This is a genomic window from Blattabacterium punctulatus, assembly GCF_003226695.1.
GTDB classification, from domain to species: domain Bacteria; phylum Bacteroidota; class Bacteroidia; order Flavobacteriales; family Blattabacteriaceae; genus Blattabacterium; species Blattabacterium punctulatus.
This window is the reverse complement of record NZ_CP029808.1, coordinates 595,387-612,516: the sequence shown is the minus strand read 5'-3', so window position 1 is coordinate 612,516 and position 17,130 is coordinate 595,387. Positions and strand designations below refer to the sequence as shown.

Below are 17,130 nucleotides of genomic sequence, written 5' to 3'. Positions count from 1 at the left end.
TAATCTTTTTTATTGATATTTTTTTTATTATAAATAATATGAATTTATATATAAAATAATAATATATAAATTATTAAATAATATTAATATTTACTCAATTTAATTAAAAATATTTTTATAAATAAATCTTTAAAATAACATATATAAAAAAAAATATATTTAATTAGTATCTTGTATAAGAAATGTCTTTATTGAAAGAGCACAATGTTTTTTTATTACAAGGAAGTAATAAAGAAAATAGAAAAAAATATTTAGATGAATCTTTAGTTTTAATTTCCAAAAAAATTGGAAAAATTATTCAAAAATCTTCTTATTTTGAAAGTGAAGCTTGGAGTATGAACAAAGATACATATCCTTTTTACAATAGAGCTTTACATGTAAAAACATTTTATTCTCCTATTGATATTTTAGAAAAAATTTATGATATCGAATTTTTTATAAATAAAAAATCTATAATGAATAAAAAAGTAAAAGATCAATCATTCCAAAATAAAAAATTTTATAAGGATAGAAAAATTGATATAGATATTTTATTTTATGATCGAATTATAATACATAGTTCTATTTTAACTATTCCACATTCTTTATTACATCTTCGAAAATTTGTTTTAGTTCCTATGTGTGAAATTTTACCAAAAAAATATCATCCTATATTTCATACTACTCTTTTAGAAATATTAGGAGTATGTGAAGATAAATTAAAAATAAAAAAAATAGAATTTGAATAGATTATTTTTATATAATATCCTGATGTATACTATAAATTTTTATGTCACATGCAAAGTATATATAATTAAAAAAAATATTATTTAATTGAATTTTTTTTAAAAAAAATTGATAAAGTTGTATACCAAAAAATGGATTTCTATATCCACAATAATATTCTTTTTTTTTCTATATACTATTTTTAGTTATGCAGAGGAAGAAAAAAAAAAAGAAGAGCTAAAAATAATTGATGAATCTAAAATTGAATCCTCTTTGAATTTGAACAATATAACAAAATTAAAAAATATTGTTATAAAATATCGTTCAAATGTACAAGAACATCATATAGATGATGGAAAATCTTATTTAGATGGAAATGCATTTATAGAATATCTTGATACAAAAATTAAAGCTGATCGTATAGAATTAAATTGGAAAAATGGAGATTTATATGCTATAGGTAAAAAAAAAAATGTAATTGTTATCCAAAAAGGAGATAATCAATATTATACGTCTAGACGTTTTCACATAAATTTAGATAATCAAAAATGGAATGCTGATAATGTTTATATACAAGAAAAAGATTATGTTATTATTGCAAAGGATATAAAAAAGGAGAATGATTATAGTTTAATGAAAAAAGTGATTTATACAGCTGATCCATTTTTTATAGAAAAAAAAGATAAAATTCCTGATTTTTATTTAAAAACAGATTTTTTAAAATATTTTCATAAAAAAAAATATGTTATTACCGGCCCCGTATTTTTTTATTGGTATCAAGTTCCAATTCCTATAATTTTTCCATTTTTATATATTCCTTTGAAAAAAGATAATAGTAGAATTTCTTCTTTTGGAATTACCTATCCTAGCTTTTTGATTCAAAATAAGAAGATAACTATAGAAAATATAGGGTTCTATTTTCCTATTTCCGATTATTTTAATTTTTTAATTTCTAGTTCTATATATGGAGGTGAAAAATGGAAATTAGAAACAAAAATGGAATATAAATTGAAATATTCGTATAATGGATCTATTCATTTTAATTATCAATATTTATCAAATAAAAAATTTGATTATCAATTTAAATGGAAGCATTATAAAGATTCTAATTCAAATTCTGAAATAAAATTTAACGCAGATATAAACTATTATTTCGATAATTTTTCTCCAGTTAATTCCATAAAATATGAAGAAATGAATATTTCTAATATTAGTATAAAAAAAAATTTTCAAAATTATTTTTTGAATATGGAAGCATATATCATTCAAAAAAGGAATAAAGGAATAACGCAATTAAAAATTCCAGAAATTAGTATTTCTATGCGACAAAAACCTTTTTTTATAAAAAAACCGTTTTTTTATCCATTAATTATGGATTATCATATATTTTCACATAATTATATAGAATATAATTCAATTTTTCCTTTACTCAAAAAAATAAAACAAAAAATAGATATCCAAACAGGGATCAAACATACTATAAATATTTCTACCTTTATTCCTATTAATCCTTATTTTAAAATTTATCCAAGAATTCATTATAAAGGATATTCTACTTGGAATTTGAATTCATGGACCTCCACCTTATTTCAAAAAACAAATGTATTAACAGATATATTATTTTCCTCTTTAGAAGGTTTTTTAGAATTAAATAATAAGGATTTTTTATTAAGACATCAGATAGCACCTATAGTTTCTTTTAAAATTAAATCTTATCTTCCTTTAAATCAAAATAATAAAAACAATCTTATTGAAAATAGAATCATTTTTATATTAAATAATAATTTGGAATTAAAAATAAAAAATAATAAAAATTTAAAAGATTTTACATATAAAAAAATAAAAATAATTGATCTTTTTCAGGTAAAAACTTTTTATTTTTTTGATAAAAATTATTTTCATTTAGAAAAATTCTATTTTATGGGTTATACTAATTTTACGAAATATTTAAAAATGAAATATAAAGGAGGGATAAATTTATATGAAAAACGGAAATACAATACTTTTTTATTTGATAATAGAAACGAAAAAAAAAGAATGTATTTTCATTTTTCCTTTCATGAGAATTTTGAATATGAAATAAATTTTTTTAATAATAAATATGAAAAAAAAGGAAAAAATCGTTATGAATACTTTTTATTTGATAAATATAATTATGCAATATATCCAATTCCATTGAATTTGAAAATTGATTTAAATTCAACTTATGAAAATTATTTTCATCAAAAAAAATTATTCAATGTTTTTTTAAGTATAAATGGATTTATAAATTTAACAAAATATTGGAATATAGAAATAAACACGGATTACAATTTATTAAAAAATAAAATAAGTTTTTTAAAGTTAGTTTTTTACAGAGATTTGAGAAGTTTTAAAATAAATTTTGATTGGGTACCTATAGGTGAAGATCACTATTGGTCTTTTTTTATTGGAATAAAAGATCCAAATTTAAGTAAATTATTACAATATAAAGAAATACATTATTAATAAAATGAAAAAAAATAATTTTTTATAAATAATTCCATCTTATAGACCATAAAATGGATAGAAAATTTTTTATTTTTATATAGACAAATTACTATTGATCCCAAAACTGAAAATTCAATTTATAAAACAATAGAATGATAAAAAGCTATAATTATTCTTTCATAAAAAAGTTTATAGATTACCAAAAAAATTAAATATAGAAATATATTGAATAGCATAAAGATATTTTAAAAATGAAAAGAAGACTTTCATTACCTTACTAATGAATAAATGAGTTCTAAATATTATTCTTTATTAATTATTCTATTATTCTTCCTTAATATTGAAAATTCTTTTAACAAGAATCTTCAAAAATCGATAAAATTAATTCATGCCGATTTTATACAAAAAGAAGATCATGATGATACTGTTTTTTTAATAGGTCATGTTCATATTAAACATAAGGAATATCAACTTTTTTGTGATAAAGCTATTTATAAAAAAAATCATAAATTTTATGGATATGGAAATGTTCAATTAAAATCAGAAAAAAATAAAATTTTTTCTCAAAAAATAGAATATTCCGAAAATATGAATAACCTGAAAGCTTCCGGTAAAGTGATTTTAGTTCAAAAAAATATAAAGTTAACAGCAAATATTATTAATTATAATTTTAGAAAAAAATTTTTTCAGGCAATCCAAAACGTAGTTTTATTATTAGATGAATTAAAATTATATACCAATATTTTAGAATACGATCTTAATTTTAATAAGATTTTTTATAAGAGAGGAAGCACTCTTTTTTATAAAGATTATAATATATATAGCAAAGAAGGAAGTTACTTTCCTTTAAAAAAAAAGGCAAAATTAAAATATGAAGTCAAATTAATTAGTAAAAATTATACGGTATATTCCAATTCAATAGAATATCTATTTTCAATAGATCAAATAAAATTTTATAGCCCTACCATAGTAATAAATAATAATAAAATAGAAAATTTTTTCTATGCTAAATCAGGTTATTTTTTTATAAAAAAAAATATTTTTTTATCCAAAGAATATTGTAGTCTTCATTATAATGATAAAATTATCAAAGGAAAATATTGGTTTTTCGATTATAATAAAAAAAGTGGATTTATTAAAAATATTTTTTTTGAAGATAAAAAAAAAGGATATTTTTTTATAGGAGATAATGGAAATTTTGATTTATACTCTGGATTAATTTTTTTAAAAAAAAATATCGTATTTATAAAAATAAAACCTAAAGAGGATTCTTTTTTTATTTATTCGGATAAAATAAAAATAAATTTAAAGAATGAATCTATATTATCAATTCAATTTTTTCCTATTATAGGTTTTTTTTTTAATGAAGAACTTCAAATAAAAAGTTACTCCTTAATATATGAACCGTCAAATAAATCAATACAATTTAATGGTAATCCCATTTTTTGGATAAAAAATCAACAAATCACTGGAGATTCCATTTTTATTCATTTTAAAAATGATTTTTTTTTAGATTATTTGAAAATAATGAAAAATGCTTTTTATATAAAAAAAATAAATTCAAAAGAATTTAATCAGATAAAAGGAGAAATTATGATAGGTCTTTTTGATAAAAAAAATGTTTTAGAAAAAATTTTGATTAAAGGTAATGCTAAAAGTATTATTTTTCATTATAATAATTCTTCATTGTATAATAAAAAAAAAATAATCAATAAATCATCTTGTGGGATGATATATGCAAATTTAGAAAAAGGAAAAAAAATAAAAAAAATTTTCTTTTTAGAACAATCTAACTCAGAATTATTCCTTCTATCTAACAGTATATTTGAAAAAAATTTATTTCTTCCTAAATTTTCTTGGAAAGAAAAAGAAAAATCTAAGAATAAAAAATACTTAATCTATGAAAAAATGAAAAAATATAGAAAAGAAAGTTTAGAAGAAAAAAAAGAAATTGAAAAATTCAGAAAAAAAAAATAATATGTATGAATAAATTAGAAAAGGATTTTATTCGATATCAAACTCAAATAATATCTAATCCTATTAAAATTTCAGTAGATTATGCAAATGGCAATTATATTTATGATAAAGATGGAAAAAAATATTTAGATTTTGTTGCAGGGCTTTCTGTAAATACGTTAGGACATGGAAATAAAAAAATAAAAGAATCTATAAAAAATCAAGTAGAAAAATATTTACATACTATGGGTTATGGTCAATTTATACAGGAACCTTGTGTAAAACTTTGTAAAAAAATAGCTGAGATTACTCCATCTCCATTAAATAAAACTTATTTAGTTAGTTCTGGAACTGAAGCTGTAGAAGGAGCATTAAAATTAGCAAAATGTTATACAGGTAGGGAAGAGATTATTTCTTGCAAATTAGCTTATCATGGAAGTACCATGGGATCCATGAGTATTATGGGGTATGAAAAAAATAAAAGACCTTTTCGTCCTCTTCTCCCATTGGTTAAATTTATAACATTTAATCAAATAGATGAATTGATTTATTCTATTACAGATAAAACCGCTTGTGTAATTTTAGAAACAATCCAAAGTTCTGCTGGAGTGGTATTGCCTAATAATTATTTTCTAAAAGAAGTAAAAAAACAATGTAAAAAAAGAAATTCTTTAATGATACTGGATGAAATTCAAACAGGATTTGGAAGAACAGGAAAGTTTTTTGCTTTTGAACATTATGGAATTGTACCTGATATTTTAATAATGGGAAAAGGAATGGGGGGGGGAATGCCGATTAGTGGTTTTATGTCCTCAGATGAAATTATGAAATCTTTTTCTGATGATGTCCAAATGGGTCATTTAACAACTTTTGGAGGAAATTCAGTAGCTGCTGCAGCTTCTTTAACTACATTAAATCAACTTATTCATTTTAAGATTATTGAAAAAGTTTCTATCAAAGAAAAATGGATTAGAAAATATTTAGTTCATGATCAAATAAAAAATATTCATGGAAAAGGGCTCCTTTTATCTTTTGAATTAAAAACCAAGAATCATGTCGATGAAGTATTACAATCTTGTATAAAAAAAGGATTAATTATTTTTCGTTTTTTATTTCATAGTAAATCTTTGCGTATTTCTCCTCCATTGACTATTACGAAAAAAGAAATTAAAAAAGGATGTTCTATTATTATAGAATGTTTGAATAACCTTAAAAAATAAAATATTGTTTTATATTTTTCAAAAATAAAATGAGATTTTTTATTGAATTATCTTATAATGGGAAGGATTACTATGGATGGCAAATTCAAAATAAAGTTAACTCTGTAGAAGAAAAATTAGAATCTTGTTTATCAATATTATTAAAAACTCCTATAAATATAGTAGGAGCTGGAAGAACAGATAAAGGTGTCCATGCAAAACAAATGTTTGCACATTTTGATATTGAAAAAAAAATAAGCAATAATTTTATTAAAAAATTAAATATTTTTTTGCCTAAATCTATTCATGTATTCAATATTTTTCCAGTAAAAAAAAATGTTCATGCTAGATTTAATGCAATAAGTAGAACCTATAAATATTATTTAACATATAAAAAAAATCCTTTTTTTCAAGATTTTTCTTGGTATTGTTTTTATCCATTAAATATTAAACGTATGAATGAGGCTACTAGAATTTTAATGAAATATAAAGATTTTAGTTCTTTTTCTAAAAAAAGAAATGAAAAAAAAAATAATATATGTGAAATATACGATGCAAATTGGTCAATAAAAAACACTCATTTTTGTTTTACTATTGAAGCTAATCGATTTTTAAGAAATATGGTAAGATCTATAATTGGTACATTAGTTGATGTAGGAAGAGAAAAAATTAGTATAAATAGATTTATAGAAATTATAGAATTAAAAAATAAGGATTACTGTAGTAAAACAATTCCACCACCATGTGGTTTATTTCTTTATAAAATTATTTATCCAGAGGATATTTTTTTATGAAAAAAAAATCTTCCTTGAAACAACTTTTAATAATAAGTTTAAATCATAAACTTATTTTAATAACAATAATTACTATTTCTATATTAATATCTTTTATATCTGCTTATCGCCCTAAATTGATACAGAAAGCTATAGATGTTCATATAGTTTATAAAGACTTTTTTGGTTTTAAAAATATTTTAATATGGATTATTTTACTTCTTATTTTAGAAAGTTTATTTCATTTCATTTTATTATATTTATCCAATATTCTTGCTCAAAAAGTTGTTGAAAAAATTAGAATTCTTTTATTTGAAAAGTTGTTATCTTTTAAAACTTCTTTTTTTAACAAAACTCCAATTGGTAAATTGGTATCCTATTCTGTTTCGGATATAGAAACTATTATTGTAATATTTAACGATGGTATATTATTTATATCTGGAGATATTTTAAGAATAATAATGATTGTAATTATGATGTATACAGTGCATAAAAAATTATCTATTATTATTTTTTTTACTATTCCATTTATGTATTTTATTACTCGTTTTTTTCAAAAAACATTAAACAAAACTTTTCATGAAGAACGTGTACAAACTTCACGTTTAAATAGTTTTTTACAAGAAAAAATAGTAGGAATGTCTATAATACAACTTTTCCATAAAGAAAAAGAAGAATATTTAAAATTCAAATCTATTAATCAAAGATTGATGAATGCTCATTTTAAAACTATTTTTTATTTCTCTATATTTTTTCCAATAGTTGAATTTATATCTGCTTTTACAATAAGCATTGTCATATTTTATGGAGGGTTTCATTCTTTTGAAGATAAGGGGGGGGATCATATAAAATCAGGACAAATTATTGCTTTTATTTTTTTTATTTACCTTATTTTTCGTCCAATGCGTCAAATAGCAGATAGATTTAATATTATACAAAGAGGATTATCTGGTATAGAACGTATATTTTCTATATTAAACAATTCTGATAAAAAAATAATTATTAATAATGGTAATATACGAATAAAAAAATTAAAAGGAAATATTATATTTCATAATGTCTATTTTTCTTATATCAATAATGAAAAAATGACTATTAAAGGAATTTCTTTTGAAATACTTCCTGGAGAAAATGTTGCTATAGTAGGTACCACGGGTTCTGGTAAATCTACCATTACACATTTAATTTCCAGATTATACGATATTAAAAAAGGAAAAATTTTAATTGATGGATATGAAATTAAAAATATTGAACTTAGAAATTTAAGATCTCATATAAGAGTGGTAACACAGGATACATTTTTATTTAATGATTCTATTATTAATAATATAACTTTAGGGGACTCTTCAATTAGCCTAGAAAAAATAGAAAAAATGGCAAAAAAAATAGGAATACATAACTTTATAAAATCTTTACCTAATGGATATAAATATCTTGTACAAGAAAGGGGTGATATTTTATCTATTGGAGAAAAACAGTTGATTGCTTTTTTAAGAGTACAAATCCATCCTTATTCCATACTTATACTAGATGAAGCAACAGCATCTTTAAATCAAGAATTAGAAAAATTGATCTATCATGCTACATATCGTTTAACTAAAAATAAAACTTCTATTATTATCAGTCATCGTCTATCTACATTAAAAAATGTAGATAAAATATTAGTTCTTAATAATGGAGTTCTTGTAGAAACAGGCCCCCATAAAGATCTAATTCAATTAAATGGATATTATGCAGAATTATATAAAGAAACATAATAATATAATTTATGTTATGGACAAATCCTTTTTAAGTAAGTTTTTTTTAATTGAATTTTTACCCAATTTTTAATTTTTTCTTCTTGTTTAATAAGCTTTATCAAATTTTTTAATTCCGTATAATCTTTTTCCAAAGATATTGGATGAGAAGGAATTTTTTCCAATAATTTAACAATAAAAAAAACTTCTTTTCCATTTAAAATTTCTTTATACGTATCAGATATTTCTCCATTTTTTAAATGAATTAAAGATTTTTTCATTTTTTTTGATAAATCTTTTTCTTCTATACAATTTTTTTTCCATATATAAGAATTTACTACTATTTGATTATTATTTATTGGATTTTCATCTTGGATAGTTTCGAAAAAAATTTCATGATTTATTAAACGATTTTTGATTAAATCTACAAATTTTTTTGTTTTGGTTAACTCTTCTTTTGTATATTTAGGTTTAATTAAAATATGCCTTATATCTATTTCATCACCTTTTTTTTCTTCTAATTTTACTAAGTGAAATCCTAAATTTGTTTCAAAAGGTTCAGAAATTTGTTTTTCTTTTAGAGAATAAACTACACGTTCAAATTCTTTTGGTATATTTCTCTTTTTTAAACCCTTAATAATACCACCATTCAATGCAGAAGAATAATCTTCTGATAATAAAATTGCTTTTGTCGAAAAATCTTTATCAGAATGAATTTCATTTTTTATTTTTTTCAAAAAATTAAAAATTTTATTACGGTGTTTTTCAATTAATTTTGGATAAAAAATCATATAAGAAATACATATTTTTTTTGGAATTATAGGTAATTTTTCCTTTTTTTTATTAAAAAAATATTTAACCTCTTCAGGAGATACTTCTATATCGTCTATTATTTTTTGATAAAATTTTTCTATATATTGATTATTTTTAATGGTTTCAGTGAGTTCTTCCAAAAATTCCTTAGTATAATAATTTTTATTTAATGTCTTTACAAAATTTTCTTCTAATATATTAGATACTTTTTTTTCTAATTCTTGATCATAAATCTGTAAATTTGGATCTTTTTTTGCATAATAAAGAATTAATTTATGAATTAATAAATTTTTTAATCCTTTACATGGAGAAATATTTTTATTATAATATAAATAATTTTTTATCTCGGAATCTAAGATTATTTCATCTCCTATTATAACAGAAATACCATTTACTTTTTCTAATTCTATAGCAAAAGAAAAATTACAAAAAATTATCAAAAAAAAATTAAACTTAAATAAAATATTTTTTATCATATTACATAATAAATATAAATTTGCAATTTAACAATCAAATTGATTTATTAAAAATAAAAATTGTTATAATCATGGTTTTGATAGCAAAAAATATATACAAAAAATATAAAAAAAAAAATGTTGTAACAAATGTTTCTTTTTGGTTAAATCAAGGAGAAATAGTTGGTTTAATTGGGCCAAATGGAGCAGGAAAAACAACTTCTTTTTATATAATTGTAGGACTTATTCGCCCAGATCAAGGACAAGTCCTTATTAATGAAGAAGATATTACTAATGATCCAATATATAAACGCTCTAGAAAAGGTATTGGATATTTAGCACAAGAACCATCTATATTTAGAAAATTATCTGTAGAAGATAATATTTTATGCATATTAGAAATGAAAAAACATTCTTATAAAGAAAGAAAAAAAAAAACTGAACAACTTCTTGAAGAATTTGGATTACAATATATACGAAAAAATCGTGGAGATCTTCTATCTGGAGGAGAGCGTAGAAGAACTGAAATTGCTAGATGTTTAGCTTCAAATCCTAAATTTATTCTTTTAGATGAACCTTTTTCTGGAATAGATCCTATAGCGATAGAAGAATTACAAAAAATTATTATTTCTTTAAAAAATAAAAAAATTGGTATATTAATAACCGATCATAATGTACAAGAAACTTTTATAATTACGGATCGTCTTTATTTAATGTTTGAAGGAAAAATATTGAAACATGGACCTTCTAAAGAATTGATAGAAGATACTATGGTAAAAAAAGTTTATTTAGGAAATCATTTTATAAAAAAAAATCATCAAATCATAAAATAAAAATGGATCATCGATTTCAAGGTCCAGAAGTTGGATTATTTCTTAATGGTACCCCACCTCATATTTATTTTAAAAAACATTTTTTTTACAAAAAAATATTTGCAGTTGACGGAGCCTTTTACTATTTAAAAAAAATGGGTGTCCGAGTGGATTCTATTATTGGAGATTTTGATTCTTTTTTAAAAAAAAATTTTGTAAGAAAAAAAAATAAATTTTTTGAAATTTTTGAAACCAAAGATCAAAATTACTCTGATTTTGATAAATCTTTACGAATCATCCATTCTAAAGGATATTTTAATATAAATGTTTGGGGGGCTAGTGGAAAAGAACAAGATCATTTTTTAGGAAATCTATCAACTGCTTTAAAATATAAAAAAAAATTATCCATAATTTTTCATGATAATTATCATTATTATTTTTTTTCTGATAAAAAAAATTTTTTTTATCAGAAAAAAAATAAAAAGGTTTCTCTTTTCCCATTTCCAAAAGTAGAAGGATTATTTACTCATGGGTTAAAATATCCTATTAATGATGGATTATTGAAAATAGGTCAAAATATAGGTATCAGAAACGAATCTACTGAACTACTACAAAAAATCGAAATAAGTTATAAAAAAGGAGAATTATTAATTTTTTTAGAAAGATAACAATATTTTTTATTGTATCCATTCCTTAATCCTAAAAATAATTTTATCTGTATAATTTTCCAAAAAACATGATTTTCCGTTCATTTTTACCCTATGGATTGAAATATGAACATATCCATGATAAATCATATTACAAATATGAGCTGTTTGTTGAATAGGACGTAAGAATTCATCTATAGTAAAATTATTTTTTTCTCCTGCATGAAATGTTTTTTTTTCTGATCCAGTAGTAATAGATACTAATAAATGTTTTCCAGAAAGAGATTTTTTTTTATATAATTTTGTAAAAACTTGATCTTTCCACTCTTTTAAAAGAGATGGATAACTATACCAATAAAATGGAAATTGAAATACTATAAATTTTGTATTCAAAATAATCCTTATTTCTTCCTCTACCTTGATTTTAAAATCAGGATAAATATTATATAATTTTCGTATAATGATATTTTTTTTGTATTTATGATGAATATTCTGTATAATTTTTTTATTTAAAATAGAATTTTCTATATTAGGGTGAGCTACTAAAAATAAAATCTTATTTTTCATGATTAAATCAAAAATTTATAAATTGATATTATTCAATTTTTTCATCATATTTTTTATATGATTAGCAGAATTTTTCAAAAGAAACATTTCTTCTTTATTCAATTGTAATTCTATTATTTTTTCTATTCCATATTTTCCTAAAACTACTGGGACTCCTAAATACACATTTTTTAAATTATATTCTCCATTTAAAAAAACAGAACACGATAAAATTCGTTTAGAATTTTTAATAATAGCTTTTACCATATTTACAACAGAAGCACTAGGAGCTATCCAAGCGGATGTCCCCAATAAATTTACAATTTCCCCACCCCCGTTTTTAGTTTTTTCAATAATGATTTGATTTTTTTCCTTCGATAAAAATTCTATAATAGGAATTCCAGATATTGAAGTATATCTATATAAAGGGACCATAGTCTCTCCATGCCCTCCTAGTAATAAAGTTTGTATATCATGAGGAGAACAATTTAATTCTTTTGATAAAAAGAAACGATATCTAGTTGAATCTAATATTCCGGCCATTCCCATAACCCTAGAAGAATCGATTTTAGCTGTTTTATAACATACATAGGTCATCACATCCAATGGATTAGATACTATTATAAATTTTGCATTTGGAGAAAAATAAATAGATTTTTTAGTTACAGTATGAATAATTTTTGCATTTATATTTACTAAATCATCACGACTCATTCCTGGTTTTCTAGGAAATCCACAAGTAATAATAATTATTTCGGAATTTTTTGATTTTGAATAATCATTAGTAATACCAATAACATGAGTATTTGATCCAACAAGAGGTAACATCTGAGATATATCTAAACTTTTTCCTTCAGCTAATTTTTCTTTTATATCCAATAAAACAATTTCTTCAACTATATCTATTTTAGCTAATAAACTAGCACATGATGCTCCTATATTTCCTGCTCCAATAATAGTAATTTTCATTTTGAATTTTTTTATATATTAATATATAAATTTTTTAAATGATCGTTCTTAACGATTTTTTTTATGAAAAATTTTTCTAAATTTCTCTAACTTTACTGAAGTTAAACACAATTTCTATTTTTATGAATGAGGATTTTTTTATAAAAAAATTCTATTCCAGACATATAGGGCCATCTTGTGAAGAAATTCACGAAATGTTGAAAATATTAAAATACAAATCTATAAAAGATTTAATAAATCATACTATTCCAAAAGAAATACGTTTAAAAAAACGATTAAATCTACCAAATTCTATCTCTGAATATCAATATTTAAATCATATTTATAGAATCAGTAAAAAAAATAGAATTTATCGTTCTTATATAGGATTAGGATATAAAAATACTATAACTCCAGCTGTAATTCAAAGAAATATTTTAGAAAATCCAAATTGGTATACCCCTTATACTCCATATCAATCCGAAATATCTCAAGGACGTTTAGAAGCCTTAATTAATTTTCAGACTATGGTTTCAGATATTACTGGAATGAAAATTAGTAATGCTTCTATGTTAGATGAAGGTACAGCTATAGCTGATGCTATGTTAATGATTTATAAGGAAAGTTTAAAAATAAAAAAAATACAAAAAAACTTTTCCTATTTTTTTGTTTCAGATGAAGTTTTTCCACAAACATTTTCCATATTAAAAACAAGATGTTATGGTTTAGGAATAAAGTTGATTAAAGATTTTCATGGAAACTTAAACAAATATAAAAAAGAAAAAATATTCGGATTATTACTTTCTTATCCTTCTCCTTCAGGAGAAATATATGACTATCGTGAAACAGTAAAATATGCAAAAAAGAAAAATATATCAGTAATAGTATCCAGTGATTTATTAGCCCTAACTTTATTAAAACCTCCTGGAGAGTGGGGGGCTGATGTTGTTGTAGGATCTAGTCAATCTTTTGGTATACCTATGGGCTATGGGGGGCCTCATGCTGCTTTTTTATCTACTTGTGAGAGATATAAACGATTTCTTCCAGGAAGAATTATTGGAGAATCCATGGATAAAAAAAATAAAAAAGCATTTCGTATGGCTTTACAAACAAGAGAACAACATATAAAAAGAGAAAAAGCTACTTCTAATATTTGTACATCACAAGTATTACCTGCTATAATGGCTTCTATGTATGCTTTATATCATGGTCCAAATGGATTAAAAATAATAGCAGAAAATATTCATAAAAATACTAAAAAACTAGAATATTTATTGATGAATACTATTGGTGATAATATTCATCAAATGAATACATTTTATTTTGATACCCTTAGAATAAAAATAAAAAATTCAAATTTTTTTTTCTTAAAAAAATTAAAAAAAATATCTGAACGTAAAAAAATTAATTTCAGATATGTAGATAAAAATTATTTAACAATTACTTTAGACGAAACAACTTATGAAAAAGATATTGACCATATTGTTTCTATTTTTCATCAAGTTATTAAGAAAAATACCAAAAAAAAAATTATAGAAAAAGAGAAATATAGAATTCCAAATTTTTTAAAAAGGACATCTAATTTTTTAATACATCCAATTTTTCATAAGTTTCATTCAGAAAATGAACTGATGCGTTATATCAAAAGATTAGAAAAAAAAGATCTCTCTTTAACCCATTCTATGATCCCTTTAGGATCATGTACTATGAAATTAAATTCTTCTGCAGAATTATTCTCTTTAAGCCAATATGAATGGAGAAATATTCATCCTTTTTCCCCTAAAAATCAGACAAAAGGATATCAATTTATTATTAAAAATTTGGAAAAATATTTGAAAGAAATAACTGGTTTTTCTGGAGTTTCTTTACAACCAAATTCGGGGGCTCAAGGAGAGTATGCCGGACTTATGGTCATTAAAGCTTATCATGAATCATTACACGAATATAAAAGAAATATTGCCTTAATTCCTACTTCATCACATGGTACTAATCCTGCTTCAGCAAGTATAGCTGGAATGAAAGTTATTTTAATTTTTACTAAAAAAGATGGATCTATCGATCAAAATGATTTGTTAAAAAAAGTAAAAGAAAATAAAAATTTAATATCTGTATTAATGATAACTTATCCATCTACTCATGGAGTATATGAGTCAAATATAAAAGATATAATAGATCTTATTCATGAGTATGGAGGATTAGTTTATATGGATGGGGCAAATATGAATGCACAAATAGGATTAATTAAACCAGCAGAAATTGGAATAGATATATGTCATATTAATCTACATAAAACTTTTGCTATACCTCATGGTGGAGGAGGTCCTGGAATGGGACCAATTTGTGTTGCACCTCATTTAAAACCATTTCTTCCTAATCATCCTTTTCAAAAAAATTCAAATCAAAAAAAAGAATTAACCATTTCATCTTCTCCATATGGATCTTCTTTAATTTTAACAATTTCTTATGCATATATTCGTATGTTAGGTCCAGATGGACTTAAAAAATGTACTGAAATATCTATTTTAAATGCTAATTATATAAAAAATAAATTAAAAAATTATTATAAAATATTATATGTTGGGGATAATAATACAGTCGCACACGAATTTATTATAGATTGTAGAGTTTTTAAAAGTATTGAAATAGAAGTAATAGATATAGCAAAAAGAATGATGGATTATGGATTTCATGCTCCTACTATATCCTTTCCTGTAGAAGGATGTATGATGATAGAACCTACAGAAAGTGAATCTAAAGAAGAATTAGACCGTTTTATTGAAACACTTATAAAAATACGTGAAGAAATCAACGAAATAGAAAAAGGTCTATTTACGAAAAAAGAAAATGTATTAAAAAATGCACCTCATAGTTTAGATATATTAACTGGAAATAATTGGATATATCCTTATACTAGAGAAAAAGCTGCTTATCCATTGAATTGGGTTAAAGAAAGAAAATTTTGGCCATCAATAGATCGAATTGATGATGGATATGGAGATAGAAATTTAATTTGTAGATGTACTTAAAAATTTTTAGAATTTTTGAAATTTTGTATATGGAGTTACATTTATAGAATCAAAAAAATTTTTTTTATATTTAAATAGTCCTGTAATAGCTATCATAGCTCCATTATCTATGGAATATTTTTTTTTTGGAATAAAAATTTCCCATTTTTTATTTTTCTTTGCAAAAAGAATAAAATTACGTCTAATTTCATTATTAGCGGAAACTCCTCCTGCTAAAACTATTCTAAAAATTCCCGTTTTTATAGTTGCTTTATGTACTTTTTCCAAAAGTATTTCTGATATAGTTCTTTGCACAGAGGCACATAAATCTGCTAAATTATTTTTAATAAAAAATGAATCTTTTTTTGATTTTTTTTTTATAAATTGAAAAATATGGCTTTTAAATCCACTAAAACTAAAATCTAATTCATTCACATTTGGTTTTGAAAAATTAAATTTTTTAGAATATCCACTTTTAGAAAAACGATCCAATAATGGTCCTCCAGGATAATAAATACCAAACATTCTAGCTATCTTATCAAATGCATCTCCTACAGAATCATCTAAGGTAGATCCTAGAATTTCCATTTTAAAAAAATCATTTACTTTTATTATTTGGGTATGTCCCCCACTAATCATTAAACATAAAAAAGGAAATTTAGGAAAAGAATTATTGATATTCGCATTTTGTATAAAATGTACAAGTACATGTGCTTGTACATGATTGACAGTTAATAAAGGAATTTTTAATCCAATTGAAAAAGATTTTGCAAAAGAAGCTCCTACTAATAAAGATCCGATTAATCCTGGTCCTAAAGAAAAAGATACAGCATCAATTTCATATTTATTTATCCTTGATAAATAAATAGCTTTATTTACAGCTAAATAAATATTTTTATCATGAAATCTTGAAGCTAATTCAGGAACTACCCCCCCATATTTTTTATGAATTTTTTGACGGATAATTACATTAGATAGAACTTCTCGATTATTAATAATAGAAACAGCGGTATCATCACATGTGGATTCTATGCCAATAATAATAAGTTTTTTTTTCATAAAAAAA

Annotated in this window: 13 protein-coding genes; 9 read left to right on the top strand and 4 right to left on the bottom strand. The window is 22.3% G+C overall.

Annotation, left to right across the window (positions count from 1 at the left end; genetic code table 11):
• Window positions 1–182: 182 nt before the first annotated feature.
• The 6 genes from folK to DM780_RS02940 all read left to right on the top strand — a co-directional run bounded on the left by folK (window position 183) and on the right by DM780_RS02940 (window position 8,859).
• Window positions 183–728: a 2-amino-4-hydroxy-6-hydroxymethyldihydropteridine diphosphokinase gene (gene folK / locus DM780_RS02965; protein WP_110548930.1), complete on the top strand. Its 546-nt coding sequence runs from the start codon at window positions 183–185 to the stop codon at window positions 726–728.
• A gap of 115 nt (window positions 729–843) precedes the next feature.
• A complete protein-coding gene (locus DM780_RS02960) occupies window positions 844–3,192 on the top strand; it encodes a putative LPS assembly protein LptD (protein ID WP_110548929.1) in 2,349 nt (782 codons plus the stop codon).
• 270 nt (window positions 3,193–3,462) lie between these two features.
• Window positions 3,463–5,151, top strand: a complete 1,689-nt coding sequence (locus DM780_RS02955; protein ID WP_110548928.1) for an OstA-like protein — start codon at window positions 3,463–3,465, stop codon at window positions 5,149–5,151.
• 5 nt (window positions 5,152–5,156) lie between these two features.
• Complete coding sequence (locus tag DM780_RS02950; RefSeq protein WP_110548927.1) at window positions 5,157–6,350, top strand: aspartate aminotransferase family protein; 1,194 nt, start codon at window positions 5,157–5,159, stop codon at window positions 6,348–6,350.
• 29 nt (window positions 6,351–6,379) lie between these two features.
• Entirely contained in the window at window positions 6,380–7,123 is a 744-nt protein-coding gene (truA, locus tag DM780_RS02945) for a tRNA pseudouridine(38-40) synthase TruA (protein ID WP_110548926.1), read from the top strand.
• Window positions 7,120–8,859, top strand: a complete 1,740-nt coding sequence (locus DM780_RS02940) for an ABC transporter ATP-binding protein (RefSeq protein ID WP_110548925.1) — start codon at window positions 7,120–7,122, stop codon at window positions 8,857–8,859. The genes truA and DM780_RS02940 overlap by 4 nt, the downstream gene beginning before the upstream one ends.
• Before the next feature lie 14 nt (window positions 8,860–8,873).
• Here DM780_RS02940 and DM780_RS02935 read toward each other — a convergent pair whose 3' ends face one another.
• Window positions 8,874–10,127, bottom strand: a complete 1,254-nt coding sequence (locus DM780_RS02935; RefSeq protein WP_110548924.1) for a peptidylprolyl isomerase — start codon at window positions 10,125–10,127, stop codon at window positions 8,874–8,876.
• Window positions 10,128–10,198: 71 nt separating this feature from the next.
• Between DM780_RS02935 and lptB the strand changes: the two genes are divergently transcribed.
• On the top strand, window positions 10,199–10,939 hold the full coding sequence (gene lptB / locus DM780_RS02930; RefSeq protein WP_110548989.1) for an LPS export ABC transporter ATP-binding protein: 741 nt from the start codon (window positions 10,199–10,201) through the stop codon (window positions 10,937–10,939).
• 2 nt (window positions 10,940–10,941) lie between these two features.
• Window positions 10,942–11,586 carry a thiamine diphosphokinase gene (locus tag DM780_RS02925; RefSeq protein WP_110548923.1) on the top strand — a complete coding sequence of 215 codons (645 nt, stop codon included), beginning with the start codon at window positions 10,942–10,944 and terminating at the stop codon, window positions 11,584–11,586.
• A 9-nt stretch (window positions 11,587–11,595) separates the two neighbouring features.
• On the opposite strand, the gene DM780_RS02920 is transcribed toward DM780_RS02925, so the two are convergent.
• Both DM780_RS02920 and mdh read right to left on the bottom strand, forming a co-directional pair.
• A complete protein-coding gene (locus DM780_RS02920; RefSeq protein ID WP_110548922.1) occupies window positions 11,596–12,132 on the bottom strand; it encodes an NAD(P)H-dependent oxidoreductase in 537 nt (178 codons plus the stop codon).
• A 15-nt stretch (window positions 12,133–12,147) separates the two neighbouring features.
• Window positions 12,148–13,080 carry a malate dehydrogenase gene (mdh, locus tag DM780_RS02915; protein WP_110548921.1) on the bottom strand — a complete coding sequence of 311 codons (933 nt, stop codon included), beginning with the start codon at window positions 13,078–13,080 and terminating at the stop codon, window positions 12,148–12,150.
• A 122-nt stretch (window positions 13,081–13,202) separates the two neighbouring features.
• On the opposite strand from mdh, the gene gcvP reads away from it, so the two are divergent.
• On the top strand, window positions 13,203–16,085 hold the full coding sequence (gene gcvP / locus DM780_RS02910; RefSeq protein WP_110548920.1) for an aminomethyl-transferring glycine dehydrogenase: 2,883 nt from the start codon (window positions 13,203–13,205) through the stop codon (window positions 16,083–16,085).
• Window positions 16,086–16,091: 6 nt separating this feature from the next.
• Here the strand turns inward: gcvP and tsaD are convergent, their stop codons facing one another.
• Window positions 16,092–17,123 (bottom strand): tRNA (adenosine(37)-N6)-threonylcarbamoyltransferase complex transferase subunit TsaD, encoded by a 1,032-nt coding sequence (gene tsaD / locus DM780_RS02905; RefSeq protein WP_110548919.1) that lies wholly within the window; start codon window positions 17,121–17,123, stop codon window positions 16,092–16,094.
• Between the last annotated feature and the right edge of the window lie 7 nt (window positions 17,124–17,130).

Excerpts from the sequence above, each read along its gene's own strand:
- folK (WP_110548930.1), top strand. The coding sequence starts at position 183 with ATGTCTTTATTGAAAGAGCACAATGTTTTTTTATTACAAGGAAGTAAT.
- DM780_RS02955 (WP_110548928.1), top strand. The coding sequence starts at position 3,463 with ATGAGTTCTAAATATTATTCTTTATTAATTATTCTATTATTCTTCCTT.
- DM780_RS02950 (WP_110548927.1), top strand. The coding sequence starts at position 5,157 with ATGAATAAATTAGAAAAGGATTTTATTCGATATCAAACTCAAATAATA.
- truA (WP_110548926.1), top strand. The coding sequence starts at position 6,380 with ATGAGATTTTTTATTGAATTATCTTATAATGGGAAGGATTACTATGGA.
- DM780_RS02940 (WP_110548925.1), top strand. The coding sequence starts at position 7,120 with ATGAAAAAAAAATCTTCCTTGAAACAACTTTTAATAATAAGTTTAAAT.
- DM780_RS02935 (WP_110548924.1), bottom strand. The coding sequence starts at position 10,127 with ATGATAAAAAATATTTTATTTAAGTTTAATTTTTTTTTGATAATTTTT.
- lptB (WP_110548989.1), top strand. The coding sequence starts at position 10,199 with ATGGTTTTGATAGCAAAAAATATATACAAAAAATATAAAAAAAAAAAT.
- DM780_RS02925 (WP_110548923.1), top strand. The coding sequence starts at position 10,942 with ATGGATCATCGATTTCAAGGTCCAGAAGTTGGATTATTTCTTAATGGT.
- DM780_RS02920 (WP_110548922.1), bottom strand. The coding sequence starts at position 12,132 with ATGAAAAATAAGATTTTATTTTTAGTAGCTCACCCTAATATAGAAAAT.
- mdh (WP_110548921.1), bottom strand. The coding sequence starts at position 13,080 with ATGAAAATTACTATTATTGGAGCAGGAAATATAGGAGCATCATGTGCT.
- gcvP (WP_110548920.1), top strand. The coding sequence starts at position 13,203 with ATGAATGAGGATTTTTTTATAAAAAAATTCTATTCCAGACATATAGGG.
- tsaD (WP_110548919.1), bottom strand. The coding sequence starts at position 17,123 with ATGAAAAAAAAACTTATTATTATTGGCATAGAATCCACATGTGATGAT.